At 60.5% G+C, this 25,407-nt stretch carries 23 protein-coding genes and 1 pseudogene; 11 read left to right on the forward strand and 13 right to left on the reverse strand.

Annotated features, from left to right (window positions below):
- The first annotated feature begins 3 nt into the window (after positions 1-3).
- The 5 genes from NOM55_RS03360 to NOM55_RS03380 are packed head-to-tail and all read left to right on the forward strand — an operon-like array spanning position 4 to position 4,492.
- Positions 4-2,361 carry a heavy metal translocating P-type ATPase gene (locus NOM55_RS03360; protein ID WP_255907488.1) on the forward strand — a complete coding sequence of 786 codons (2,358 nt, stop codon included), beginning with the start codon at positions 4-6 and terminating at the stop codon, positions 2,359-2,361.
- On the forward strand, positions 2,358-2,597 hold the full coding sequence (locus tag NOM55_RS03365) for a hypothetical protein (RefSeq protein WP_120810045.1): 240 nt from the start codon (positions 2,358-2,360) through the stop codon (positions 2,595-2,597). The genes NOM55_RS03360 and NOM55_RS03365 overlap by 4 nt, the downstream gene beginning before the upstream one ends.
- A 1-nt stretch (position 2,598) precedes the next feature.
- On the forward strand, positions 2,599-2,835 hold the full coding sequence (locus NOM55_RS03370) for a DUF2933 domain-containing protein (RefSeq protein WP_120810044.1): 237 nt from the start codon (positions 2,599-2,601) through the stop codon (positions 2,833-2,835).
- On the forward strand, positions 2,832-3,479 hold the full coding sequence (locus tag NOM55_RS03375) for an isoprenylcysteine carboxylmethyltransferase family protein (protein WP_120810043.1): 648 nt from the start codon (positions 2,832-2,834) through the stop codon (positions 3,477-3,479). Before NOM55_RS03370 ends, NOM55_RS03375 begins: the two co-directional genes overlap by 4 nt.
- 11 nt (positions 3,480-3,490) lie before the next feature.
- Entirely contained in the window at positions 3,491-4,492 is a 1,002-nt protein-coding gene (locus NOM55_RS03380) for a YncE family protein (protein ID WP_255907489.1), read from the forward strand.
- A 391-nt stretch (positions 4,493-4,883) separates the two neighbouring features.
- Here the strand turns inward: NOM55_RS03380 and NOM55_RS03385 are convergent, their stop codons facing one another.
- Positions 4,884-5,747 carry a class I SAM-dependent methyltransferase gene (locus NOM55_RS03385; protein WP_255907490.1) on the reverse strand — a complete coding sequence of 288 codons (864 nt, stop codon included), beginning with the start codon at positions 5,745-5,747 and terminating at the stop codon, positions 4,884-4,886.
- Between the two features lie 96 nt (positions 5,748-5,843).
- Entirely contained in the window at positions 5,844-6,737 is an 894-nt protein-coding gene (locus NOM55_RS03390; protein ID WP_255907491.1) for an NAD(P)/FAD-dependent oxidoreductase, read from the reverse strand.
- 116 nt (positions 6,738-6,853) lie between these two features.
- Here NOM55_RS03390 and NOM55_RS03395 point away from each other — a divergent pair, with 116 nt between their 5' ends.
- From NOM55_RS03395 to NOM55_RS03405, 3 genes and pseudogenes are all read left to right on the forward strand, one after another.
- On the forward strand, positions 6,854-7,486 hold the full coding sequence (locus NOM55_RS03395; RefSeq protein ID WP_255907492.1) for a TetR/AcrR family transcriptional regulator: 633 nt from the start codon (positions 6,854-6,856) through the stop codon (positions 7,484-7,486).
- Positions 7,474-7,593: pseudogene (locus NOM55_RS03400) on the forward strand (IS5/IS1182 family transposase); the annotation flags it as partial. The gene NOM55_RS03395 and the pseudogene NOM55_RS03400, both read left to right, overlap by 13 nt.
- Before the next feature lie 363 nt (positions 7,594-7,956).
- The gene (locus tag NOM55_RS03405; protein ID WP_255907493.1) at positions 7,957-8,394 is read left to right on the forward strand and encodes an HIT family protein; all 438 of its coding nucleotides are present in this window, start codon (positions 7,957-7,959) and stop codon (positions 8,392-8,394) included.
- An 89-nt stretch (positions 8,395-8,483) separates the two neighbouring features.
- Here the strand turns inward: NOM55_RS03405 and NOM55_RS03410 are convergent, their stop codons facing one another.
- From NOM55_RS03410 to NOM55_RS03435, 6 genes are all read right to left on the reverse strand, one after another.
- The gene (locus NOM55_RS03410) at positions 8,484-9,344 is read right to left on the reverse strand and encodes a hypothetical protein (protein WP_255907494.1); all 861 of its coding nucleotides are present in this window, start codon (positions 9,342-9,344) and stop codon (positions 8,484-8,486) included.
- A gap of 20 nt (positions 9,345-9,364) precedes the next feature.
- The gene (locus tag NOM55_RS03415) at positions 9,365-11,608 is read right to left on the reverse strand and encodes a tyrosine-type recombinase/integrase (RefSeq protein WP_255907496.1); all 2,244 of its coding nucleotides are present in this window, start codon (positions 11,606-11,608) and stop codon (positions 9,365-9,367) included.
- A gap of 22 nt (positions 11,609-11,630) precedes the next feature.
- On the reverse strand, positions 11,631-12,452 hold the full coding sequence (locus NOM55_RS03420) for a hypothetical protein (RefSeq protein ID WP_255907497.1): 822 nt from the start codon (positions 12,450-12,452) through the stop codon (positions 11,631-11,633).
- A gap of 117 nt (positions 12,453-12,569) precedes the next feature.
- Positions 12,570-14,189, reverse strand: a complete 1,620-nt coding sequence (locus NOM55_RS03425; protein WP_255907498.1) for a hypothetical protein — start codon at positions 14,187-14,189, stop codon at positions 12,570-12,572.
- Complete coding sequence (locus NOM55_RS03430) at positions 14,176-14,769, reverse strand: hypothetical protein (protein WP_255907499.1); 594 nt, start codon at positions 14,767-14,769, stop codon at positions 14,176-14,178. The genes NOM55_RS03425 and NOM55_RS03430 overlap by 14 nt, the downstream gene beginning before the upstream one ends.
- Positions 14,770-15,346: 577 nt before the next feature.
- Positions 15,347-15,820 carry an Lrp/AsnC family transcriptional regulator gene (locus tag NOM55_RS03435; protein WP_255907500.1) on the reverse strand — a complete coding sequence of 158 codons (474 nt, stop codon included), beginning with the start codon at positions 15,818-15,820 and terminating at the stop codon, positions 15,347-15,349.
- 161 nt (positions 15,821-15,981) lie between these two features.
- Between NOM55_RS03435 and NOM55_RS03440 the strand changes: the two genes are divergently transcribed.
- Genes NOM55_RS03440 through NOM55_RS03450 form a run of 3 tightly spaced genes read left to right on the forward strand, consistent with a single transcriptional unit; the run spans position 15,982 to position 19,682 of the window.
- The gene (locus tag NOM55_RS03440) at positions 15,982-17,220 is read left to right on the forward strand and encodes a Zn-dependent hydrolase (RefSeq protein WP_255907501.1); all 1,239 of its coding nucleotides are present in this window, start codon (positions 15,982-15,984) and stop codon (positions 17,218-17,220) included.
- A gap of 37 nt (positions 17,221-17,257) precedes the next feature.
- Positions 17,258-18,478, forward strand: coding sequence for a diaminopropionate ammonia-lyase (locus NOM55_RS03445; RefSeq protein ID WP_255907503.1), 1,221 nt, complete (start codon positions 17,258-17,260; stop codon positions 18,476-18,478).
- Between the two features lie 22 nt (positions 18,479-18,500).
- Positions 18,501-19,682, forward strand: coding sequence for a M20 aminoacylase family protein (locus NOM55_RS03450; protein WP_255907504.1), 1,182 nt, complete (start codon positions 18,501-18,503; stop codon positions 19,680-19,682).
- Positions 19,683-19,778: 96 nt separating this feature from the next.
- On the opposite strand, the gene NOM55_RS03455 is transcribed toward NOM55_RS03450, so the two are convergent.
- The 5 genes from NOM55_RS03455 to NOM55_RS03475 all read right to left on the reverse strand — a co-directional run bounded on the left by NOM55_RS03455 (position 19,779) and on the right by NOM55_RS03475 (position 25,228).
- On the reverse strand, positions 19,779-20,792 hold the full coding sequence (locus NOM55_RS03455; protein ID WP_255907505.1) for a Gfo/Idh/MocA family oxidoreductase: 1,014 nt from the start codon (positions 20,790-20,792) through the stop codon (positions 19,779-19,781).
- A gap of 144 nt (positions 20,793-20,936) precedes the next feature.
- Positions 20,937-21,923 carry an inositol 2-dehydrogenase gene (gene iolG / locus NOM55_RS03460; protein WP_255907506.1) on the reverse strand — a complete coding sequence of 329 codons (987 nt, stop codon included), beginning with the start codon at positions 21,921-21,923 and terminating at the stop codon, positions 20,937-20,939.
- A 399-nt stretch (positions 21,924-22,322) separates the two neighbouring features.
- Positions 22,323-23,336: a Gfo/Idh/MocA family protein gene (locus tag NOM55_RS03465; RefSeq protein ID WP_255907507.1), complete on the reverse strand. Its 1,014-nt coding sequence runs from the start codon at positions 23,334-23,336 to the stop codon at positions 22,323-22,325.
- 91 nt (positions 23,337-23,427) lie between these two features.
- Entirely contained in the window at positions 23,428-24,246 is an 819-nt protein-coding gene (locus tag NOM55_RS03470; RefSeq protein WP_255907508.1) for a TIM barrel protein, read from the reverse strand.
- Between the two features lie 82 nt (positions 24,247-24,328).
- Positions 24,329-25,228, reverse strand: a complete 900-nt coding sequence (locus NOM55_RS03475) for a sugar phosphate isomerase/epimerase family protein (RefSeq protein ID WP_255907509.1) — start codon at positions 25,226-25,228, stop codon at positions 24,329-24,331.
- Between the last annotated feature and the right edge of the window lie 179 nt (positions 25,229-25,407).

Genomic DNA, 25,407 nt, shown 5'->3' on the forward strand with positions numbered 1-25,407 from the left:
AGCATGGCTAGCGTCAAAGACCCGGTATGTGGCATGACAGTGGACAGCAGCAAGGCTGCGGCCAACTATCGCTATGCCGGGCAGGATTACTGGTTTTGCTCTGCTCACTGCCAGCAGCAGTTTGTGGCTGCGCCCGCGCGCTATGCGGCGGCACCTGCCGATACGGGGCCGACGGCTGGGTCGCAACATCAGCAGCATGCCCCCGCAAGCGCTGCAATCGAGCCAGGAGAAAAAGCCAAAGACCCGATCTGCGGCATGCTGGTCAACAAGGCCACCGCGCTGAAAAGCGAACGCGGCGGGCGCAGCTACTACTTCTGCAGCGAGACCTGCCTGCGCACCTTCGAGTCGCCGGAGAACGAACTCAAGTCGATGAAGACCCGCGTCGCCATCGCCATGACCGGGGTGCTGGCGCTGGCCGTGCTGCGCGCCGGCGCCTTCCTCGGGCTGGCGACCGGTGCCACGCTTTTGAGCTGGGCGCCCATTCCCAATCTGCCGTGGTTCACCTGGGGAATGTGGTTGTTCCTGCTGGTGACCCCGGTGCAGTTCATCGGCGGCTGGACCTTTTATCGCGGTGCCTGGAATACGCTGCGCACCGGCAACATCAACATGGACTTCCTGATCGCGCTGGGTACCTCGGTGGCGTACTTCTACAGCGTGGTGGTGATGTTCTTTCCGGACGTGCTGCCGATCAAAGTAGCCGAGCGCGACGTGTACTTTGAAGTCTCCGCCGTGATTATCGCCTTCGTGCTTTTGGGGCGTTACATGGAAGAAATCATCAAGAAGAAATCTTCCGCCGCCGTACGCCGGCTGCTGGACCTCAAGCCTGCCACGGCCCATGTGCTGCGCGATGGTCAGGAGCTAGAGATTCCGGCCGGCAGCATCATGGTCGGGGAAACCGTGGTGGTGAAGCCCGGCGAGAAGATCGCGACCGACGGCGAAGTCATTTCCGGCCAGTCCACGGTGGATGAGTCGATGTTGACCGGCGAATCCATGCCGGTGGAAAAGCAGCCCGGTCACACCGTGATTGGCGGCACCTTGAACCGGGCCGGCGTGTTCAGCTTCCGCGCCACCCGCATCGGCGCCGATACCGCGCTGGCGCAGATCATCCGCATGGTGGAAGAAGCGCAGACCAGCACCGCCCACATCCAGCGGCTGGCAGACGAGGTCACCCGCTACTTTGTGCCGGCCGTGATCAGCGTGGCGGTGCTGGCCTTTGTCGGCTGGTGGCTGGCCGGCGACTTCCCGCAGGGACTGCTGGCCTTCATCGCGGTACTGATCATCTCCTGCCCGTGTGCGCTGGGTATCGCGACCCCGGCGGCGCTGATGGTGGGTGTCGGCAAAGGGGCTGACAGCGGCATGCTGATCCGTGGCGGCGAAGTGCTGGAGCGGGCGGAGAAGCTCAGCTGCGTGGTCTTTGACAAGACCGGTACCCTTACCCGTGGCGAACCGACGGTGACCGACATCGTACCGTTTGATGTGCACGACGAGCTGGACGTGCTGCGCCTGGCGGCGGCGGTGGAAACAGGCTCGGAGCACCCGCTGGGCGAGGCGATTGTACGGGAGGCCGCCCATCGCCAGCTGAGCTTGCCGGAAGCTAGCGCCATTACCGGTCTAGCCGGCTTGGGCATTCGCGGCCAGGTCAATGGTTTACCCGTTTGGCTAGGTAACCGGCGGCTACTGTCCCAGCAGGGCATCGCCACCGGTGTGGCAGATGACGCCATGCGCAGCCTGGAGCAAAACGGTAAGACAGCGATGTTGGTGGGCTATGCCGACAAGCTGATTGGCATCATCGCCGTGGCCGACACGCTGAAGCCCGAAGCCAGCGAAGCCATTGCCCTGCTCAAGCAGCAGCACATCAAGGTGGTCATGCTCAGTGGTGACAACCAGCGTACTGCAGACGCCATTGCCCGGCAGCTGGGGATCGAAAGGGTGATTGCCGAAGTGCTGCCGGAGGACAAGGTCAAGGTTATCCAGCAGCTGCAACAGGAAGGCGAGGTGGTGGCGATGGTGGGCGATGGCGTCAACGATGCCCCGGCGCTGGCGACTGCCGACATCGGTATCGCCATTGGCTCCGGCTCTGACGTGGCCAAGGAAACCGGCGGAATCATCCTGATTCGCAACGATGTCCGTGACGTGGAAAACGCCATCCGCCTGTCCCGCGCCACCATGCGCAAGATCAAGCAGAACCTGTTCTGGGCCTTCATCTACAACAGCATCGGCATCCCCATCGCGGCCCTGGGTTTCATGAACCCGATGGTGGCCGGCGCCGCCATGGCGTTGAGCTCGCTGTCGGTCATCGTCAACTCGGCGTTGCTCAAGCGGGTGCCGATCAGTACCCAGGGCGAAGGAGCGACATCATGAAGGCGCGAGCCTATCAACTCTGCGCGCTGCTGGCGCTCGCCATCATGGCGTTCGTGCTGCTGCGTTTCGGCTTATCGCTTGCCACGCTGTTGCTGGCACTACTGTTGGCCGCATGCCCGTGGGGCGTGATCTGGCTGAGCTACCGGCTGACACGGCAGGCGGAATCCGAGATTGATGCGGCAGTCGCCGCCAACAAACCGGATGAGCATGACAGCCCGCATGGCAAAGGAGTCTGACATGCCTGAACACCATGATCCGCACAGCAAGCGCAGCCACTGGGTCTTCATCGGCTTTGTACTGGTGGCCGGTTTCTTGCTGTTCACCGAGCACCGGGCGCATGTATTGGGCGCGCTGCCGTATCTGTTGCTGCTGGCCTGCCCGCTGATGCACCTGTTCATGCATCACGGCCACGGTCATCACCATGGCGGGGCGCCACGTCACCATCATCAAGACAAGGATGGAGAACAGCCATGAACGAGCACATGCAGGCCTACGGATTATGGGGACTGGTGTTGATCAACTCGCTGGTCTTCATCATCTTCGCCTTCAGCTTCACAAAACCCAAGTCGGCACGGGACTGGCGCTCGCTGGGCGTGTTTTCCGCCTTTATCGTGGCGCTGTTTACCGAGATGTACGGCTTCCCGCTGACCATCTACCTGCTGTCCGGCTGGCTGGGCAGCCATTATCCCGGTGTCGATTTCATGTCGCACGACAATGGTCACCTGCTGGAGGTGATGTTCGGTTGGCGTGGCAACCCGCACTGGGGGCCATTCCACCTGCTCAGCACCGTGCTGATTTTTGCCGGCTTCTGGCTGTTGGCCGCCGCCTGGCGTGTGCTGTATCACGCCCAGCGCCGGCATGAGCTGGCGACGGCGGGCCCCTACGCCCGCATTCGCCATCCGCAATACGTCGGCTTCGTCATCATCATGTTCGGTTTCCTGCTGCAGTGGCCAACCTTGGTGACCTTGCTGATGTTCCCGATTCTGGTCTGGATCTACTCTCGCCTTGCGCGGCACGAAGAGGCCGACATGCTGGCGCAGTTTGGCGAGCGCTATCAATCCTACCGACAACACACCCCCGCCTTCATCCCCGCCAAGGGGCAGATACCCCATCATTAAAGGAACCCCTCATGCGCAAGCTTATTCCCGCATCACTGCTGCTCGCCTTTTCGCTGGCCGCCACCTCCGCACTGGCGGCGCCATCCGGCACCGTGTTTACGGCAAACGAGCGTGGCAACTCCATCAGTCAGATCACGCTGGCAGACGGTAGTGTCACCACCATCCCGCTGGAGATTTCCCCGCACAATGTACAGGTCAGTACCGACGGCAAGCACCTGCTGGCGGTGGGCATGAACATCCATGCCGGCCACCATGGCAGTGGCCAGGGCGGCGGCGAGCTGCAGGTGTTCGAGCTGCCGCTGGCCGGAAAGCCGAGCATGGTGCTGCCGGTGGCCGGGCATCCGGGCCATGTCGTCACCGATCGTGACAGCAAACTGGCCTTTGTCACCGATGCCGATAACAACGCGGTGCAGGTCTACGAGCTGGCAAGCCGGCGGCAGATCGCCACCATCAAGACCGGTAGCTATCCGCACGGCCTGCGCCTGAGCCCGGACGGCAGCAGCCTGTACGTGGCCAACGTGAAGAGTGACAGCGTATCGGTGATCGACGTGACCAGCCTGCAGGAAACCGGGCGCATCGCCGTGGGCAACGCCCCGGTGCAGGTGGGGTTTGCCGCCGATGGCAAGCAGGCCTATGTGTCGCTCAGCGCCGAAAACGCGCTGGGCCTGATCGACACCGCCAGCCGCAAGCTGACTGGCAAGATCAAGGTTGGCCGCAACCCGATTCAGATGTACGCCACCCCGGACGGCAGCAAGGTATTCGTAGCCAACCAGGGCAGCAGCAAGCAACCGGATGACCGCGTATCGGTTGTCGACCCGGCAGTTGGCAAGACCATTGCAGAGGTGAAAACAGGCCCCGGTGCACACGGTGTGGCCATCAGCAGCGACGGGCAGTATGTTTTCGTCAGCAATATCGAGGCTGGCTCGGTGTCGGTGATCGACAACCGTCAACACAGTGTGGTCAACACGTACCAGGTAGGGGCAGGACCAAACGGTATCAGCTACCGCGACTAAGTCAATGCGCTGTGACGGCTGCTTTCTGAAGGAAGGCAGCCGTTGGTCTATTGGTAACTGAATGTCCGGTTTGGCCGAAGTACAGAAGTTGTGTGACCCGCAGCTCTCAGAGCGTATCAGTCGCCCGAATGGCCGATCCTACGGAACGAATAACGACAGGTAGTGGCCGGGGGCTGCCGTAACTGACAGCATCCAGAATGCTGCTCTTGCGTTTCCATCTGTCGGCTATCGGGTGCCAACTTGGAAATCCTGCTCTCGACCATCAAGAGCCACTGCTCTTTTCGCCCTCAATGGCCAATCAGTGCCGCATTCCGGCCGTTCGGCGCTCAAGGTAGGCCCTCCCCGAGACACGAGGAATTGCCGGTTCTGACACATCAGTCGACGTCACCTGTCAGCTTACTGGATTGCGTGCAATGACGATCCACGCCGCGCCGTTGATCATCACCGACCGCTCGCCGGGGAGGCCCGCGAAGGCAGCACGAACTGCGGCCGAGGCGCGGGCGCGGATGTCGTCGGGCTGATCTGCGAGCGCACGCGACAACGGGCCGACCTCAAGCGTCATCTTCACCGCGTCGTCGATCGCAGCGTCCCGCGTCACGCCCTCGCCGAACGGGACGGAAGCGTCGAAGGGTGCGATAGCGATATCGGTGAAGCCGGCCGCCGTCAGGATGCATGCCACGCGCCCCCGGTCGCCGAACGAAAACGGGCCGGGCGCTTCGGGATCGGGTAGCGCGCTCGGCGGGACGATGCCCTTGAGCGCGCCCACCGGCAGGCGCACCCAATCGTTCTCGGCCGCGCCGCGCCAGCAGACGAAAGCGACCCGCCCACCGGGCCGGAGCGCGCGTCGCATGTGGGCGAACGCCGCTATCGGATCGTCGAAGAACATCACTCCGAAACGCGAGAACAGGACGTCGAACGCGCCCTCGGGAAGCTCGGCGCTGCTGGCGTCGGCCACCTGGAACAGGGCCGGCGTATCCTGTTGCACAAGCGCGCGCGCTCGGCCGATCAGCGGTTCGGATATGTCCACGCCCAGCACTTGGCCCCCTGCGCCGACACGGGCTGCGAGAGCCAGACTCGACGCGCCCGCGCCGCAGCCGATGTCCAGCACGCGCTCACCCGTCGCGGGCGCAGCGGCTTCTATCGCGGCCTGGCCGAATACCGCCACCATAGCGTCGAGCCGGGCCTGGTTGGCGACCCAGCGCTCCCCGCTTTGACCATTCCAGTCACCGGCCTGATCGGCACCTTGCTTTGCCATGTCATCTCCTTAACTCGACGATCCATCCTTCACCGCGCCAATCTATGCCAACCTTTTCGAAGGCGACGACGCCACGGGAGAAGGGAGTCTGTGCTCTCAAACCAACATCGACTGCTGGGCGAAGATACCCGCCATCGCACCCTGCCACGAAGACTGGGTAACTGAAGGCAAGAAGGGCGTGGCGAGGTCGCCAGCAGCATAGATGCCGGGCACGCTGGTTTGACGGCGCTCGTCGACCTTGAGGACGGTGCCGGTGGGCGTATCGACCGTGGCGAGGCCCAATGACTCATGCAGGCGTGCGGACGGCTTGTTGCGCGGCTGTGCGAACAGGATGTCGACTGAGATATTGCGGTGGGTATCCAGATTGACGGTGGAGATATGGCCCTCGTGATGGGCGATCTCAGTGATCCTGCCATCGATGACCGGTATGTTGCGGTGCGCCAGATCGGCCTGGATATCGGCCGTGATGTCATGGCCATCGGCGAAGACAGTCAGCTTGTTGGTCCAATCGCAGAACAGCCTGACTGACTGGTGCGAATGCGGGCCGGACCAAACGACGCCCCAATGCTGGTCGGCCACTTCAAAACCGTCGCAATATGGGCAGGGCACGATGGACGTGCCCCAGCTTTCGACAAAGCCGGGGACGTCAGGCAACTGATCAACGACACCATAGCTCAGGATCAGGCGACGTGTCTTTAGGCTTTCGTTATCGTCAGTGACGACGCAGAAATCGTCGATGGCGCCAGACACGCTCTCAGCCCGGGCATTGACCAGCCTGATCGTGGGATAACGCGCCAACTGCTGCCGCGCCTCGGCCAAGATGTCCAACGGCGGCTTGTGATCGTGGCCGAGCACGCCATGCGAGTGGTGACCGAAGCGGTTGCGTGGCCGGCAAGTGTCGAGGACCGTGACCTTGCGGCGGGCACGGCCAAGCTGCAGGGCGGCGGCCAGGCCGGCAAAGCTGCCGCCGATGATGATGACGTCATCCATGGTAATGGGCTCCGAGTAGAGGATGGCAGAGGTAAGTTGTGACTGGAGTGCACGTTTTAGATACTGTATAGTATCGTAAATTGTTAATTTGAATACTGTCAAGTACCGTAATTGTCATGACCCAAAAAAGCCAGAGCCGACGCGGTCGGCCCGTCAATGAGACGCTTCGTCAAACAATAGTTGACACCGCCTGCGAACTCTTTATGGAATTGGGTTTTCAAGCGACGACCATGGACAAGGTCGCCCAGCGAGCGAAGATATCCAAGTTGAGCATCTATCGGCACTTCGAGAACAAGGAGGCGCTGTTCAGCGCGGCGATGGTGGCCCACTGCCATCCGTTTGCATCGCAGGCCCTTCTTGAAGGTGTCGACGGTTCGGCCGAAGATCAACTCATGGCGATGGGGTCATCCCTGCTTCGCACGCTGTTGAGCCCGGACGTCCGCAGTGTCGAAGCCATGGTCTTGGCCGACAAGACTAATCAAAAGGCGTTAAGCAAGCTCCATTACGAAGCCGGGCCCGCCCATGTCATCGCCCAAATCGAGGTCATGTTGCGTCAGTTACACGCGAAGGCAATTCTTCACGTGCCCGATGTTCCCCGGTCCGCCCGCTTATTTACCGCGCTTTTCAAAGGATCCGATCTTCTACTTATCGCACGCTTCGATGAGGCGAGAGCAGAGGACGACAACGAAATCGAATCCTATTGCCGGTCGGCCGTCGCCATGTTCATCGCCGCGCACGATGGCATCTAAAGATGCCATCGCGGCAGATGAAGAACACGCAGAAGTTGCATACGCTGTTCGCTCTGAGCAACCTATGGATGATGCGTGGACGACTGATGGGCGAGGCCATTGCATGAGCGCAAAGCCGTCCGCGCGGGCAGGCAGAGGTCGCCTTACACACGATAGCGGCCGCTACTGCGGCCTAAGCGGAACGACAGAGAAGGGTCGGGAGTGTGAGTTCGCCCGACAGAAAAGCTGCCGTTCAGGGGGATTTGCCGATGAAGGGCAGCTTACCGGTGCATTGCTGACTGATTCAGCCAACAGAAGCAATGACCGCAAAGGCCGAGAACCGGAAGTCAGCCGAGTTACGATGTTTGAACTACGCGACCAATAGAGGCTGGCGATCATTGCAACAATAGAGTACGCCTTGAAATATCAATTTACTGGTTGATACCTTATCTGCACCAGAATGAAATCTGGTTCATTGAACAGAGAATGTGATGTCATACGATCCCAATAATGTATTTGCCAAAATTTTGCGTGGCGCAGCCCCGTGCATCAAGGTTTTCGAAAACCAGATGACGCTGGTGTTCATGGATATCATGCCCCAAGCAGATGGCCATCTCCTCATTATTCCCAAAGAGTCCGCTTCGCAGATTTTCGAGCTATCAGAAGGTGCTGCCGCAGCCTGCATGCTGACTGCGCGCAAGGCGGCCATCGCCGTTAAGACCGCGTTGAAGCCTCCTGGCATCATTTTGGCGCAGGCTAACGGTAGCGCGGCGGGGCAGACCGTACCGCACTACCACATCCATGTGATTCCAAGGCACAGTGGGGTGTTTCTTGCCCCGCATGCTACACAGCAGGAAGATATGGAAAAACTCAAGCAGCTTGCCGAAAGGATCATTGCCGCTTGGCCGGAGTGTGACGAGAGCAATTAACGTAAATCTGGGGGCAAGACCAGAGGCGCCTGACTATGGTTCAGCCCCCATCGGCACGGCTGGTCAGGTTCACCTGTATCTGCAGTCGGTCAGGACCTGACCGCTTGAGTGATACAGGCGAGCAGCAGGGCAAAATAAAGGCCGTGACTAGACCTTCCAGTTTGTGGACTTATCAGTGATATATGGCCGAAGCTACGTGTAAAGCGCGTGATATTCTTTTGGGGTGAAAGGTCTATGTGAGGAGCCAGTTTTTCAATAAGCATCCATAAGCCTGATTGCCGCTCTCGTTCTTCTTCTAGCCCTTGCCAAAGAATCTTGTTATTCCAGGTGCGATAGTGGGTGGCAAAGTAACGTAGACCGGCGACGTAGTCGCTATTTTTTTCTTTCGCTAGCAGTTTTTGAATAGATAAATAATATTGTCGTGCCGATTCACGTTCTTGATGGCCGCGTGGCACAACTGGAATCAATACCACGTGCCCTGATTGGTTAAACTGCTTTCGTACCAATGTTTTACCCCCTCTGGCACCCTTTCTTCCAAATAGCTTTTGTAGCTTGATCAGCTGGGGTGGCAGGCTGTCAGGTGCGAGATAGTAAATCTGCTCTAGTGTTGATATGGCGATGCCTTGGCGCCAAAGCCCCAGGAAGCTGCACCATTCATCGAAACCGAATTGGGCGAGAGTGCGTGGCTCGGTAGTCTGGGCATTTATCTGAAGATCAATCTTTTGAGGCACAAGCCACAGCTTCCGCTCCGGTTCACGAGATTGATCCGACAGGCCAAGTAAGGCTGGAACCCAGCCCATTAAGTGTCCATGGCGGCTGTTACGTTGGCGTAGATTCTCATCGCTGATACCAAGAAAATTCGCGACATGACGTGCAGGCTGGATGTGCTCTACAAACTGTCTGGCCAGGCCGATACCGTTCCGCCGATGCTCAAAACTGTGTGCCCACAAATTATCTTTCAGAAGGTGGTCTAGGTTGTGAACATAGTGGCAGAGTGTGGTACCGGGGTTGGCATGGCCAATCCATTCTGCGATTGCGAATAGTCCCTTTCGACTGAGCTCACTCTTGGGTGAAACATGGGCAACGAGTCGCGGCACGGGGCAGTCATCGCTGATGGGAGTAGCCCAGTGGCTGGGTAGCGTGAGTGGTGATGGTGCCCTGTAAAAAGCTGGACCAGATGGGTGGCAAACGAATGGCGCAGATGGTGATAGCGCATTTCATGATCGCCTGTGACTTGTCGCATGAGGTGATGCAGTGCCGGTTGAACGAGCTCCAAATCAATGGGGCGGCTATTTGAAGCTTCGCTGGCAAACAAATAACGCCCACGTTGAGCACCAGTACGGTGACGTTGCTGTTGATGGTAACTCAGTAGCTCCGCCAACTCGTGGTTAGCCAATAGCTGGCTGAGCGGCAGTTGCCGCTTGGCATTGTCGGTTTTTAGCCGGCTGAAGGGGCTACGCCTGACCAGCAATGTCGCATTCAGTCGTCCAAGTTTGCTGGCAGGTGCATCTATCACTCCTAATGTTCCGCGATAATGAATATCTTCCAGCCGTAAGCCCCTGGCTTCGCTGATACGTAGGCCGCAGCGAAATCCCAAGATCAGCAATATCAGCTGTATATGGCAGTACAGATCGCCTTTGGCTTGCTGTAGTGCCGAGTACAGGCATTGATACTCCTCTTCCGTCAGAATATTGGCATCTGCTTGCTGTGCGCCGTTCAACCCGTCTATGGAAATATGCAAGCTGGGCCAACCGGCAAGCTGCATCATGTGCAGATGGTAGCGGCGTAACTGGTGTGCCTTCTGCGAGCGTGTTTGGGGTTTGGTTACATGGTCCAGGATGGCCTCGTAAACAGTTTCAAAGTCAGCCGCCTCCATGTCGGCGAGCATGGTTTCATCCAGCTCGGCGAGCAGGCTCTGGCCCAGGCTCGTCAATTCTTGGTAGGCAGTGCTGCGGCGGATTTCCTTTTTGCTGTAGCGGGACAGAATCCAGTCCAGTAGCCCACCTATTACGATGCTGATTTCTAGTGCACCCTCCTTGAGGGATCGTAGGCGATGATGCACTGTTTTGTGAGTGGGATCAGGCTGCTTGGATGAGTGGTGCAGGGCCTTTTTGATCGCATTATAGAGTTGTTGTATCTGCTCACCCGTTGCAACCTGAGTCACTTTTATCGGGGCTTGAACTGATGCCGGAACAAACGGTACCTCGTGAGTCTTCGTCTGGGGAGGACACTTTTTCTCCAGAATACGATGCCAACATGATGTGGTCCAAGCGGTTACACCACTTTGGCCGCGGCTATGTTCGATAAGGAAGGGGGGCAAGACCAGCTGCCAGTACGTGGTGGCATCACAAAGCCACTGCTCGATGTTTTGATGCAGTTGACGCCGGGGCAGGCTATGGGCGTTGGCTTGCCCCTGATGGCTGTCGCTGAGATAGGTCAGAAAGTCCTGCAGACAGCCGTATACCCATCGGCGAGTAGAGTCTCTGTCATGGCAGCGGTCAAGCGGTGCCGGAGGCAGGTGCTTGAACAAGATCAGACTTACCGGGTCTGGGAACCAGTGCCGCGGTGCACGTTTGGCTTGAACATATTCGGGAAGTTCTGCTGTAAAAAGCTCAATCCATACTTGGTCTTGCCAGCGTTGAACTTTGTCCTGGCAGAACGGAAGCTGCAACCAGGTTGCCGCATCCAGCAGGCCGCCTAGTGCCACGCTGCTAAACAAGAACTGACCCCAGCGTAGTTTTATGGCGACTTGCTCCCGCTGTGAGCCTGACCAGGTCGGATACAATGTCGCCACGAAAAGCTGAATCTGCTTGCGAAACGAGGGGAGTGACGAACAGGCTTGGGGTGTCAGCGGGTTGCTAATGGCTGGCAAGGTAAGGACTGGAGGCGGCAGCACAATTTGCCAGTGCAACGCTTGCTGACCATTGACCAGTCCCCGGCGAAGAAACGTACGCAGGTGCTTGATGTGGGAAATCTGCTGCGGATCTGTCCATTGCCATTGTTCAAGTTCAGCCAGCAGTTCCTGACTGAATTGTAGTGAAGGTTGCCCTGTGCCTGAACCCGGCTGGAGCTTATCCAGTTGTGTTAGCAGTGCCAGTTCCGCGTTTTTACGCTGTTTCGCGCGATTCGCATGCCGTTTTTGATGCCCGTGGTTTCCCGGGCTGTTGTCGACATAGCTGAGAGACCAGCCTGTCCAAATTGTGGCGTCATTCATCCAGTAATCTCCAGAAGGGGATTTAGCTACCGCGCAAGCCAATCTGTACCCGCCAGCCACAGGACTTGTTGATCTGTGCCAGGTAAGGCTGGAGGATCCTGCCAATTTGTAACGGACTGATCATCGAATATTTTTGATATGGCTCCTCGCCACGCTCCCAGTGTCCCATGTAATAGTCGATGTACTCCGGTGGTGCACCGAGCTCGCTCAGCTTGCTCCGTAAATAATGCCGGTCAATATTGGCAGGCAAATCGGTTGGATTGAACTCACCGAGTGTGCTAGGGGAGACGCTGCGAACCCGCAGTTGTGGGCTCAGGAAAAAAAGAAATGGTATGCCTTGGGTGGTCCCTCCACTGCTGGTATCTGGATCACGATAGAGCTGACAGAGCTGGCGGATGTGGATTTTCAGCTCAGGTTTGCTTGTCAGCTTATTGGCCAGGCTCAGCAGATGCTCCACATACTCATGGATCTGGTCGACGAAGCTGAGTGGCAAGCAGACCGCCCGCGAATGCCGATAGCTGTCGTCATCCTTGTCACTAATAACCAGTAAACCTGTTTGCTGATCCAGTTCCCGTGGATCATGCAGTGGGTCACGTACAGCTCGATAACCCGAGCAGAAACCCAGCCAATGGGCGATATATGCGACCAGTGCGTTGTGGATGCCAACCCAAGTGCTGTTAGACGGAGATTGCCGCTGCTGGAATCGAATGGCTTGTTTGAGATGGCTGGAAAGCTCGCGTACAAATGTATCTGAAACCGCTAACTGACTGCCGATGCCGGCTACATGGGGTAGGGCCTCAATAGGCGGATGGTGTGGTGCAGTACCATCGCGAACGGTCGACATGATCCACTCATGCGCGCGCTGGAAAACCGCCGTCAGGTAACCTACGTCGGTACATTGATAATGTGCCGCGACAACGGCATGCCCAGGTTCCTGTCTGGTGAGTAGGTAGACAAATACCTAGTCACCGCTGCTCTGCAGAATGGCCTGCCGCATGATCTGTGACTGGCGCGCTTCGGTCCAGCGCGTTGCTGATTGATCGTTGATATTGGCGAGGTAGGATTTGATGCCTTCGGCAAAGTTGGTGTTGCGATGCTGAAATGGTTGGCTGCTTGCTTTTCGCCTTTTGGTTTGGTGCCAGCCATCAAAGAATTTTTTCAGAATGGCCGTAGCTGTTTTGGGAAGACGGACAAAAATACTGCTTTCAGATGAGGCTGGGCGACCACCCAGCTCCGGACTTTGCAGTAGAGCCTGATCAATCGGGTTGATGCCACGTTGTCGTGTGGGTGAGCTGATGGGGAGCGCCAACACGGCGGCGTCTTCAATGAATGTCAGCTGTTGCTGATTATGTACTGTATAGCGCTCCAGATCCGGAACGAGTCGCAGGGCCAGCAAATCGTCAAGCGGGCGACCGGTCCAGAGTCGAAGCAGAAGGAGAGCTTGCAGTGCAGGGATGTCAGCAGGCGGGATTATTTTGAGTGCCGGTTGTAGATCGCGGCTTAGCTGGCGTACCAGCTGCTCTATTTCATAGGCAGTGGGGGTGCCCCAGCTATCGGGCAGAGTCTGAGCCGACTGGATGATCGCGTTCAGGCGCCCTCGGTTCCTGAGTCGACTGAGTTGAGCATTTTGCGTTGCATGAATCGGCGTCCCAGGTTCATCAAACGCGATTGCTGTTTGAGTTGCCCATTCCTCTGGTGAGAGCCCCAGATTGGTCAGCTCTCGGCTGCTGGCCTTGTCTGGGCGACTGACAAAGGTAGTGACGGTAATGAGTGGGGGAGGGCGAGAGTACCCTGTTTCTGTGATCCAGTCGGGATCGTCCTGCTCCGACAATGTCTCTGGTTCAACAACCCTGTCCACCTTCAGGCGATAACCTCCTCGGTTGCCTTCTCGGCCTTCCCGGTAGGCGCGAATAAGGCCGCGTATCATTTGACACCATGTGTGGCTATCGTCATCACTGGCGGCATTGGCCAGCGCCTCAATCTGTGCTTGGCATTCATCCAGAGAGGTCGCGGCTGTCAGATCGGGAATCGGAAAGGCCGGGCGTTTGTTCGGCTTTTCCAAGGCGCGAATTTTGAGCATGCCCGAATAAATACAATCCGTGGATTGCTTGACTTCTCCAGAGGCAATTTGCTGACGGTAGCCTGCGGCACAACCCAGTGCAATGAAATGTAGGCACCGAATGGCTACCTCCTGTTCCGCCGGGTAGCGAGGATTGCTCGCGACGAGAGAGGCATATTCCGAGTAGCTGCCGATGAGGCCGTTTGGACGGACATCCTCCCGTGCATTCAGGTGCCGCAGTTCGCGTGGAAAATCCGCAGGTAGTGTGTCATGTAGCGTTTGCAGAGTAGTTTTCCACTCGGTAACACGTACTTCTTCCAGATTGAGTTCCGGGAGCAGGGGCGAGGACTGAGCAAACTCGAACAGCTGCAGCAGATTGCCGATGACGGCACGAAACTGTTGCAGGTTGGGCGGTGCATTAATCCAGTCCAGTAGTGGACGGAGGGCATCGGGTTCGATGTGAACGAGTTGGCACAATGCGCCGAGACTGTCCTCTCTGAAACGGGAGTCAGTTTTTGCCATGGTGCACCGACTCTTCATTATTCACGTTTGCTACAGCAGAGGAGAGTGCCAGTCTCAACTGGGCTAGTTTACTCGGTGTGGCAGGTTGTTTTCGACTGACATACTCGCCGAGATTTAAGCATTGTCGGAGTTCAGCTTGTCGCGGCAATTGTTTCCGATAAGGTTCGGACATGTTTTGGCGGACGGTTTTGCAAAAATAGAGTACTTGGGTGCTACTACTTTTATTGCCATGGCTCCAAATTAATAGCGGCAGCAGAATGTCGTTCATTGCAATGTCGAAGGCTTCTGCTTCGCTAAGCCCAGTGCGTTCAATGACGACCATTTCCTTAAGACTGGCCGTCTTGGCAAGGTTATAAGTGCGAAAACCAGCAAGTAACTCCCAAGGGCTTTGAGGCATTGGGCGCCAAATTTGCAGTGTTGGAAAACCAGACTGGGAAAACTGGGCCGGTGTAATCCGGGTGCTAGTGGGCACCGAGAAAGAGATCTGCTTGAAAGCCTCCCAGATCACGCGAATCAGCGCATGCTGTGGAATATTGATAGTTTCAAATGTGTGTGCTGTTTGTTGAGTATTTGATGGCATTGAATTGAGTTCCTGCTAAACGTAGTTTGATCATGGTTTTTCTCGAAAATAAAATGGCGTCAACGAACGTTGACGAATAATGCGTAGACATCATCGCAATATGGAATGGAAAAATGCTTTTGACATTTTCGTAAAATAGCGAGATGACTACGTTGACGGTAAATGCTGAGTCAAAGTGAAAGCGGCAAAATCGATGGGCAGAACCCATGTCTTAGGCGCAAGCAGATGGCGCACCAAGGGTACGCTACGGGTCATGAACTACGTGAGAACCATCTTGCTGAGGAGGCAGGAGATGGGCAGTAAACCACCTGAGTGCCAGATTAGTGGCTCGGTGTCAGACTGCATATTGGGTGATGCGTTTGAAAGGCTGTTATACCGACAGCTCGGTTATTAGATGATCCTATGATATTTTAGTGGCATTGGCAACAGCAATATTCAGTAGGATAACTATCAACTTTTAGAACCTAGGTCTTTATGAACAGATGACCGGCAACAGTTCAGTCGTGGGGGGGCTGCTGCTGTCAAAACTGTGGTTGAAACGATAGGTAGCTATACCCGCTTGAATAACAATCTGCGCTCAACCTTCCCCTAGCGGCAGCGTCAGACCGACCTTGTCACGGCTCATCGCCACCAGGGTCTTGAAGCGCTTCACGTTGGCGTTGCCGAAAAACAGTTTGCGGGTCAGCTCGTTGTACTGCTCCATGTGCTGCACCACGAAAACCAGCACGAAGTCCCACTCGCCGGCGGTGTAGTAGCACTGTTGCACGTGCGGGCAGGCGGTGAAGGTGCGGCGGGTCGCGTCCAGCTGGTCGATCTGCTCGCTTTCCACTTCCACCGTGGCGATGATGGTCAGCCCGTAGCCCACGGCATCCGGTGCGATCACCGCGGTGTAGCGCTCAATCACGCCCTCCTCGCCCAGCCGCTTGAGGCGACGGTTCACCGCGGCGGTGGAAAGGTTCACTGCTTCGCCCAGCTCGTTCTGCGGCGTGCGCGCGTCTTGCTGGATCACCGCCAGTAGTCTCAGATCGTAGCTATCCAGCTGGTTGTTCATTGCTTTGTTCCCGTTTGCAGCTGCTTGTCCATAAACGCAATATTTTTGCGATCCATCCTCAATTATCAAGAAAAATTCACGGTAGTTCAGCAATATTATTTCGCTACTGGCCAGCCCTTATGCTGGCCCTCTGGAGACGAAACATGCCGCTAACCCCACGGATGGACACACTGCCCCTCGATGGCGACACTCTGCTGCGCCAGATCCGGGCGCTAGGCGAGATTGGTGCCGAGCCTGAATCGGGCGGCCGCACCCGCATCGCGCTGACCGATGCCGAAAAAGCCGGCCGCGACCAGCTGGTGCACTGGATGCACGAGCTGGAACTCATCGTCCAGATCGACCAGATCGGCAATATCTTTGGCACCCTGCCTGCGGCCAACGTTGGCGCGGATGCCCGCCCGTTGATGCTGGGCTCGCACATCGATACGGTAAAAAACGCCGGTGCGCTGGACGGCTGCTACGGCGTGCTGGCCGGTCTGGCCGTGGTGCGCGCCTTCCGCCAGGCGGGTGTGCTGCCGTCCCGTCCGATTACCGTGGCCGCCTTCAGCAACGAGGAGGGCGTGCGCTACCAGCCGGACATGATGGGTTCGCTGGTCCACGCCGGCCGCCTGCCGCTGCAGGCGGCGCTGGACAGCATCGGCACCGACGGCACGCGCCTGGGCGACGAGTTGCTGCGCATCGGCTACGCCGGCGAGCTGGCCGCAGGCAGCATCGTGCCGCACGAATACCTGGAGCTGCATATCGAGCAGGGGCCGGTGCTGGAGGCCGAAGGCGTGCAGATCGCCGCGGTGGCCAACCTGCAGGGCATCTCCTGGCAGCAGCTGACCATCCAGGGCAAGGCCAACCATGCCGGTACCACGCCGATGCATCTGCGCCACGATGCCGGCTGGGCCGCCGCTGCCATCGTCACCTTCGTGCGCCAGCTGGCCGCACAGTCCGGTACCACGCTGGCCACCGTCGGCTCGCTGCACTTCGAGCCGGACCTGATCAACGTGATTCCGCGCAAGGCGGTGCTGAGTGTCGATCTGCGCGACCCGGACGAAAGCCGGCTGCAGGCGGCCGAGCAGGCGCTGCGCGACTACCTCGCCCAGCTGGAGCAGCAGGAGCAGGTCCGCATCCACAGTGAGCGGCTGGCCCGCTTTGAACCGGTGCTGTTTGCCGAACACCTGGTGGCCGAGGTCGAGCATGCTGCCGCCGCCCGTGGCCTGAGCTGCCGGCGCATGACCTCCGGCGCCGGCCACGACGCGCAGATGATTGCCCGCATCGCGCCCGCCGCGATGATTTTTGTCCCCAGTCACGGCGGCATCAGCCACAACCCGCGCGAACACACCGACGACGCCCAGCTGCTGCAGGGCGCGCAGGTGCTGCTCGATGTCGTGCTCAAGTGCCTGCTTGCCTGACCCATTCATTCCGATCATTGCCCCGGAGACCCTGCATATGCTGACCCACAACCCCAAGGCCAACCACGGTGCCTACCCCGACTCGCTGCAAACCATCCTCAATATCCGCGCTGCCGATGAAAGCCGCCGCTGGCTGGTGCCGTGGCAGCGCCTGAGCCGCGAGGCCACGCCGCTGTGGCGTCTGCCGGAGCTTGCTGCCAGGCTGAGCATCGCGCAACTGGCGGTCAAGGACGAATCCTTCCGCTCGGAGCTTGGCAGCTTCAAGGCGCTGGGTGCGCCGGCCGCGCTGATCCGCCTGCTGGCACGGCTGAATCCGGTACTGGACCCGGCACAGCTGTTAAGTAGTAATAATCGCGGCCAGGTCAGCGGCATAACCGTGATCAGCGCCACCGACGGCAACCACGGCCGCGCGCTGGCTGCCGCTGCCCAGACCGTGGGCTGCCAGTGCGTGATCGTGCTACATGCCCACGTCAGCGCGGAGCGCGAGTCCGCCATTGCCGCCTACGGTGCGCGCATTGTGCGCATCAGCGGCAACTACGACGAATCGGTGACCGAGGCGGCAAGGTTGGCCGCAGCGCACGGCTGGCACGTGGTGTCCGATACCTCCTACGACGGCTACGAGGCCATCCCGCGCGACGTGATGCAGGGTTATGGCACCATCGCCGCCGAGATCACAGAGCAGCTGGACGCGCAGCAGGCCGAGCCGTTCACCCACGTGCTGCTGCAGGGCGGGGTCGGCGGCATGGCGGCGGGGCTGGCCAGCTATCTGTGGCAGCACTACGGCGATCAGCGCCCGCGCTTCATCGTGGTGGAGCCGGAGCAGGCCGATTGCCTGTACCAGAGCGCACTGCAGGGCCGCGCCTCCCGCGCCACCGGCTCGGTGGATTCGGTGATGGCCGGACTTGCCTGCGGCGAGACCTCGCCGCTGGCGTGGCAGGTGCTGGAACAGGCGATCGATGATTTTCTCACCATCCAGGACGAAGACGCGGTGCGCGCCATGCAAACGTTGGCCGCAGGCTCGCCGCGCGACGTGCCCGTTGTCGCCGGCGAATCCGGCGCCGCCGGTCTGGCCGGGCTGCAGGTGCTGGCTGCGGACCCGGCTCGACGTGCGGCGGTCAGGCTGAACGGGCAGTCGCGGGTGCTGGTGGTCAACACCGAAGGCGCCACTGCACCCAACGTGTACGAGGCGCTGGTTGGGGAGTCGGCCAGCAGCGTGGCCAAACGCCAGGCACGCTGGATGGTCGATCATGCTCAGTAAGCAGCTTAACGGGGGAAACAGGATGTCCGAACAAGCACTGTCACAACAGCTGGTAGCTTGGCGCCACCATCTGCACCGGCACCCGGAAACCGGCTTCGAGGAGGTGAACACCGCCGCCTTTGTTGCCCAGCAGCTGCGCGGGATGGGGCTGGAGGTGCACACCGGCATCGGCGGCACCGGCATCGTCGCCAACCTCAGGGTTGGTGATGGCGGGGCCGTCATCGGCCTGCGCGCCGACATGGATGCGTTGCACATCCAGGAGAACGTGCCCGAACGCGCGCATGCCTCCTGCAGCGCTGGCAAGATGCACGCCTGCGGTCACGACGGTCACATGGCCATGGTGCTGGGCGCGGCGCGGCTGCTGAGCGAGCGGCGCGACTTCAACGGCACCGTGCGCTTCATCTTCCAGCCGGCGGAGGAACACGGCCGCGGCGCCAAGGCGATGATGGCCGACGGGCTGTTTGAGCGCTTTCCGGTGGATGCCATCTTCGGCGCCCACAATATGCCGGGTATGCCGGCCGGCAGCTTCGCCACCCGTGCGAGTGGCATCATGGCCAGCGAGGACAATTTCGTTATCCGCATCCACGGCCGCGGCACCCACGCCGCGCGGCCGCACATGGGCATCGACCCGCTGGTGATCGGCGCCGAGATCGTGCTGGCGCTGCAGACGGTGGTGTCGCGCAACGTCGACCCCAGCCAGCCGGCAGTGGTGTCCTGCACCGAGTTCGTCACCGACGGCCTGCGCAATGTGATTCCGTCCGAGGTCGTCATCAAGGGCGACACGCGCAGCTACAGCCCGGAAATCCAGGCGCTGCTCGCCAGCCGCATGCGGGAGCTGGCCGAAGGCATCTGCCGCGCCCACGGCGCCCTCTGCGAATTCAGCTACACCCACGAATTCGCTCCGACCGTGAACTCGCCCGAGTACGTCGCGCTGGCGGTAGCGGCAGCGAAAACGGTCAGCCGGCAGGTGGACGACAACGTGGCGCCGATGATGATCTCCGAAGACTTCGGTGCCTTCTTGCAGCAGGTGCCGGGCAATTTCATCTTCATCGGCAATGGCGCGGTTGGTGAAGAGGGCGCGACGCCGCTGCACAACGCGGGCTACGACTTCAATGATGACATCCTGATCACCGGCGCTCGTTACTTTGCCGAGCTGTCCAGGCTGGCGTTGGCCGGAGCATCTGGCAATCCCGCCCACGCTTAGCCGACCACACCACTGATCTGATACTTGAGAGGGGAGGGACTTGCTTGCGCCGTCATTCGACCAGACGTACGCAAGCCCCAGTTTGTGCAACAACCGTTACAGATTTACAGCCTCGCCGCTGCGGAATGCCTGGGTGATGGCCAGACCGATGCGGGTGGCTTCGCGTGCGTCGGCCAGCGTCACCGGCGACGGGCGATTGTCGCGGATGGTGTCCACGAAAACCTGCGCCTCGGTAACGAAGGCGTCGGCAAAGCGCTGGTAGAAGTCCTGCACGCACTCGTTGCGCACGCCGTGGGCGTCGCTGATCTCCACCCGGTTGGCGCGCGGGTTGGCGCCCACCGTCAGGCGGCCTTCGCTGGCGAAGATCTCGGTCAGCGTCTCGTGGCCGTGCGCCTGGGTGCGCGAGGCGTAGAAGCAGGCCAGCTGGCCGCCCTCGAACTCGCACATCGCCACGCCGTTGTCCACGTCCTGGTGCTCGGCCAGCGCCGGGTGCAGTGCATTGGTGCCGGTGGCCCATACCCGCTTCGGCTTGGGGTTGCCCAGCAGCCAGCGCGCCAGGTCGATGTCGTGGATGCTGCAATCCATGAAGATGCCGCCGCTGCTGGCGGAGAAACGTACGAAGAAGCCGGATTCGTCGTTGCGGTCGCAGGTTTGCGAGCGCAGCAGGTAGGGGCGACCGACGCTGCCGGCAGCCAGCTTGTCGGCGGCGTCGCGGTAGCTGGCATCGAAGCGGCGCACGAAGCCGATCATCACCTTCAGCTGCGGGTGGCGCGCAGCTTCTTCCTCCACCGCTAGGCAGTCTTCCACGTTCAGCGCCAGCGGCTTTTCGCAGAACACGTGCTTGCCGGCCCTGAGCGCGGCAATGATCTGCTCGGCGTGCAGCGAGGTGGGGGTGACCAGGAACACGGCGTCGACGTCCGCATTGGCCAGCACCTCGGCGTAGTCGGCATACAGCGCCACGCCGGGCAGGGCGGTAGCGGCCCAGTCGCGCTCTTCCGCTACCGGGCTGCAGGCGGCAACGAGCTGCGCGCCGTGGGTTTGTTGCAGGTTGGCCGCATGGCGGCGGCCAAGACGGCCGAGGCCGACGATGGCGATACGTACTGTAGTCACGGGTCTGTCCTTATGCATGGGGCGCCAACCCTGCTTGCGCCAAGCGCGATGCTGCCGTTCCTATCGTCCATGAGCGGCGATGCAGGCCGCTGTCACGCGACAGCTCCGGGCTTGGCTGAGGTTGCAAGCAGGTTTGGCAATGATTTACAGGGTGATGACGCGGCCTTCCTGCCACGAGCGGGTGGCGGCGTCGGCCAGCTCCAGCGCCTTCACGCCGTCCTCTACCGTGGTGCGCGGCATCTCGCCCTGGGTAATGACGTGGAAGAAGTGCGCCATCTCGCCGGCGTAGGCGGCCTGGTAGCGTTCCAGGAAGAAGTGTTCCGGCAGGTCGGTGGCCACCTGCTTGCTGCCAAAGGCGGTGACTTCGGTCGGGCGGTGGTTGCCGGCCTGCAACATGCCAAGGCTGCCCTGCACCTCGAAGCGCTGGTCGTAGCCGTAGGCGGCGCGGCGGGTGGTGTTGATCTGGCACAGGCGACCGCTCCTGGTGCGCAGGGTGACCGCGGTGCAGTCGGCATCGCCGGCATCGGCAATGGCCGGGTCGGTCAGCACGCTGGCGCTGGCGTGCACGCTCACTACTTCGTCGGCCAGGATCCAGCGGCAGATGTCGAAGTCGTGGATCAGCATGTCCTTGAAGATACCGCCGGAGCGCTTGATGTAGTCCACCGGCGGGGCGCCCGGGTCGCGGCTGGTGACGATCAGCATTTCCGGGCTGCCGATTTCGCCGGCGTCGATGCGTGCTTTGACGGCGGCAAAGGTCGGGTCGTAGCGGCGCTGGAAGCCGATCAGGCACGGCACGTTGGCCGCAGCCACTGCGGCGGCGCAGTCGCGGGCGCGGGCCAGATCCAGATCGACCGGCTTCTCGCAGAAGATGGCCTTGCCGGCGGCGGCGGCGCGCAGGATCAGTTCGGCGTGGGTGTCGGTGCTGCTGGCGATGATGACGGCGCCGACGCTGCTGTCGTTCAGCGCGGTGTCGGTGTCGGTGACGCTGGCGCCGTATTGTTCGGCCAGCGCGGCGGCGGACGGTGCGTGGGTGTCCACCACGTATTTCAGGCGCACGCCTTGGTGCGCAAACAGGTTGGCCGCGTGAATCTTGCCGATACGGCCAGCGCCGAACAGGGCTACGTCGATCATGGTGTTCTCCGTGTTGTAGGTTGGTCGCCTGCCTGTCGGAAACACCGGCAGCGCTGGCGATCTGGTGGCGCCCGTGGCGGGCGACCTGTTGCCAACGCAGTATAAGATTAGAAATTAATTTCTCAAATACTATTTAACTAGAAAAATTTTTGGCGTCACTGCTTGTGCCATGCCTGCAACAGCGCACCGGCTGCCGTCACCCTGACAGTGATCGTGCGGCAGCCGGCGGCTGTTATTACCTTGGCTGGCTCACGATCTTGCGAGCTAAGGCGAGACAAGGCGAAAGCGGCTGAGGAAGCGGCATTGACATGAAGTCAATGCGCATTTCGAAGACACTTTCAACGCTGTATCGCCCCAGGCGCAGCAAGTAGTACAACACCGCAGATCGTGAACTGATGCTTAGCGCGGATAGAACGCCGGGCGCGCACCCATGCTGATGGCTTCGACCTGGCGCGTTTCCTGTGCCTTGACGCAGGCGTCGGCGGCCACGGCGGCGGCGTAGCCGTCCCAGGCCGACGGGCCGGTGAGCTGGCCGTCACGGATGCCGTTGATGAAGGCTTGCAGCTCCACGTCGTAGGCGTCGATGAAGCGCTGTTTCCAGTCGGTGAGGATGGTGGTGCCCAGCCGCGCGTCGCTGCGCAGCAGCACGCTGGCCGGCTCCGGCAGGTTGGCAATGCCGCTTTCACCCACCACCGAGCACTGGATGTCGTAGCCGTACTGGCAGTTGACGAAGATTTCCACGTCGATGCGCACGCCGCGGGTGGTTTCCAGCAGCACGATCTGCGGGTCGGCCAGGTGCGAGCTGGCGTGGCTGCTCTTGCGCGGGAACACCACCTGCGCGGACACGTAGTCGTCGTCCAGCAGCCAGCGCAGCACGTCCAGCTCGTGGATCAGGGTGTCGGTAATCGCCATTGGCGTGGTGTAGCTGTCGCCCACGCTCGGGTTGCGGTGCGCGCAGTGCAACATCAGCGGCGCGCCGATCTTGCCGCTGGTAATCACGTCTTTCAGCGCGCGGTAGCCGGCGTCGTACGGACGCATGAAGCCGACCTGTACCAGGCGCTTGCCGTGGGCGATTTCGGCGTCGACGATGCGGCGGCAGCCTTCGGCGGTCACCGCCAGCGGCTTCTCGCAGAACACCGGCTTGCCCTTGGCAATGGCGGCCAGTACGAATTCTTCGTGCGTCGGGCCCCAGGAGGTGACCAGCAGCGCCTGTACCGCCGGGTCGGCTACCAGCGCGTGGGCATCGGTATGCACGATGGCGTCCAGCTGGTAGCGCGCCACGGTGTCTCGCGCCTGTTGCGGGTTGATGTCGTTGACCGCCACCACGCGGGCGCCGGACAGCGCCTGGGTGATTCTGCGGATGTGGTCCTGGCCGATGGCACCGGTGCCGATTACGCCGATTTGCAATGTCATGATCTGTTCTCTCTATGTGGTTGCTGCTGTTGTTGCTGTCGGGTCAAGCTTGGCCGCATGGCTTGCGGCCAACCTTGTGGGCTTGTCTTGCTCAGGTCAGCGAGTGGCGGATGTAGTCCATGCTGCTGCGCAGCAGCGCTTCGCTGTCGGTCGCTTCCATGATCTCGGCGGCAAACGGCTCGAACGACACCACGCCGTCGTAGCCGCGCTGCAGCAGGATGGCCAGCTGGCGCAGGTTGCCCAGGCGGTCGGCATCGCCCACCAGCACGCGGTGGCCGTCACGCATCTGGTTGTCGGCCAGCTCGGTCGATTCCACGCCGGAGATGTGCACCAGGCCGGTCAGCTCCGGATAGAAGATGTCCTCGCCGGACAGGTGATGGTGGAAGGTGTCGTGCACCAGCTGGTAGTGGCGCTCGCCGGCGGCATCGAAAATCGCCTTCACCGCGTCGGACTTGCGGCGCAGCGAGCACTCTTCGAAGCCCAGCGGTTCCACCAGACCGGTAATGCCGTGGTCGTCCAGGATCGGGCGCAGCTGCTTCAGTGCGCTGACCAGGTCGTGGTAACGCTCGCTGGCGCTGCGCTTGTCTTCCCAGCTGTTCAGCGGGCACATCACCAGTGCTTCGGCGCCACAGTCGCGGGCGTAGGCGGCCAGTTTCACCGCGCGCGCCTGCAGGTCGGCATCGAACACATCGAATGGATACAGCGCGTTGATGGAGCGGATGCGGATATTGGCGGCCTGCGCGGCGTCGCGGATGGCGGCCGGGTCGGTGCCGTCGCTGATTTCCACGCCGTTCAGGTCGTTGCGGATCTCGATGGTGGCTACGCCCAGGCGCTGGCACATGGCGAGGTAGTCCTGGAACGACAGGCGCGGTGCGCTGATACGGTTGATGGCAAAGTCGATGCGGCTCATGTTCGGTGTCTCCGGTTGTTTGTTCTGGGTAAAGCGGGGCCGGCCCCGTTGCGGCACGGGGTGACGGATTCGTGGTGCCGGGTTAACGGGCGTACTTGTCGAGGTAGCGCTGGATTTCGCCGCGCATGAAGCGCGAGGATTCATCGGCGCGTTCTTCCCACGCGAACACGCAGGACGACAGCACGCCGTCGAAGCCGGTGTCGGCCAGGGTGGCGAAGAACACGTCCCAGTCGATCTCGCCCTCGCCGATGTCCAGGTGCTGGTGCACGCGGATGTGGCTGGAGCCGGGCGGGTTGACGATGTAGCGCAGCTGCGAGCTGGCCTTGTGGTTGAAGGTGTCGGCCACGCGCACATGGGCCAGCACCGGCGCGGCCTCGCGCAGCATGGCGGCCATGTCGTCGCCGTAGTAGAAGGTGTGCGGCGCGATGTAGGACAGCTTGACCTTGTCCGAGCCGAGCACGCGCACGATGTCCAGCGCCGGGGCCAGGGTTTCCACCCAGTCTTCCGGGTGCGGCTCTACGGACAGCGTGATGCCCTCGCGCTCGAAGATCGGCACCAGCTCTTCCATCGAGCGCCACCAGGCCGCCTCGCACATCTCGCGGGTATTGGCGCCGGCACCCTGGCCGACGGAGCGCTCCGGCGAGGCGCCACGGCCGAATTCGGAGATCATCAGCTGGCAGCCCATTTCCACCGACACTTCGATGGCTTTCTTCCAGCACTTCATCGCCCACTGGCGCTCGTCCTCGAACGGGCTGGCCCAGCGGTACATCGGCTGCAGGGTGGCCAGGCCGACGCCATGCTCGCGCAGCGCGCGCTTGAATTCGGCGATGCGCTGCTTGTGGGCGCGCGGCATCACCCACCAGTCGAGGAAGTCGGCGCGCGGTGACAGCTCGATCTGGTCGTAGCCCAGCTCGGCGGTTTTCTTCACCAGCTCGGGCAGGCTGAGGTGGCGGTGCATATAGGGGTCGAGTGCAATTTTCATGATGATCTCCTCCGGTTTTTAGTGTTGGCCGCACCCTGTGTCGGGGGCTGGTGTTGGCTAAATCTAGAGGCCGTCAACAGAAATGGCAGCACTGTTGTTGACGATAAATCGTCAAAATGGGCGCTAGCCCGGATAAGCAGCAGGCGCATCCGGGGCCGGTTTGTCCGTAACATGGAAAA

The organism is Vogesella sp. AC12, assembly GCF_024437575.1.
Classification (GTDB): domain Bacteria; phylum Pseudomonadota; class Gammaproteobacteria; order Burkholderiales; family Chromobacteriaceae; genus Vogesella; species Vogesella indigofera.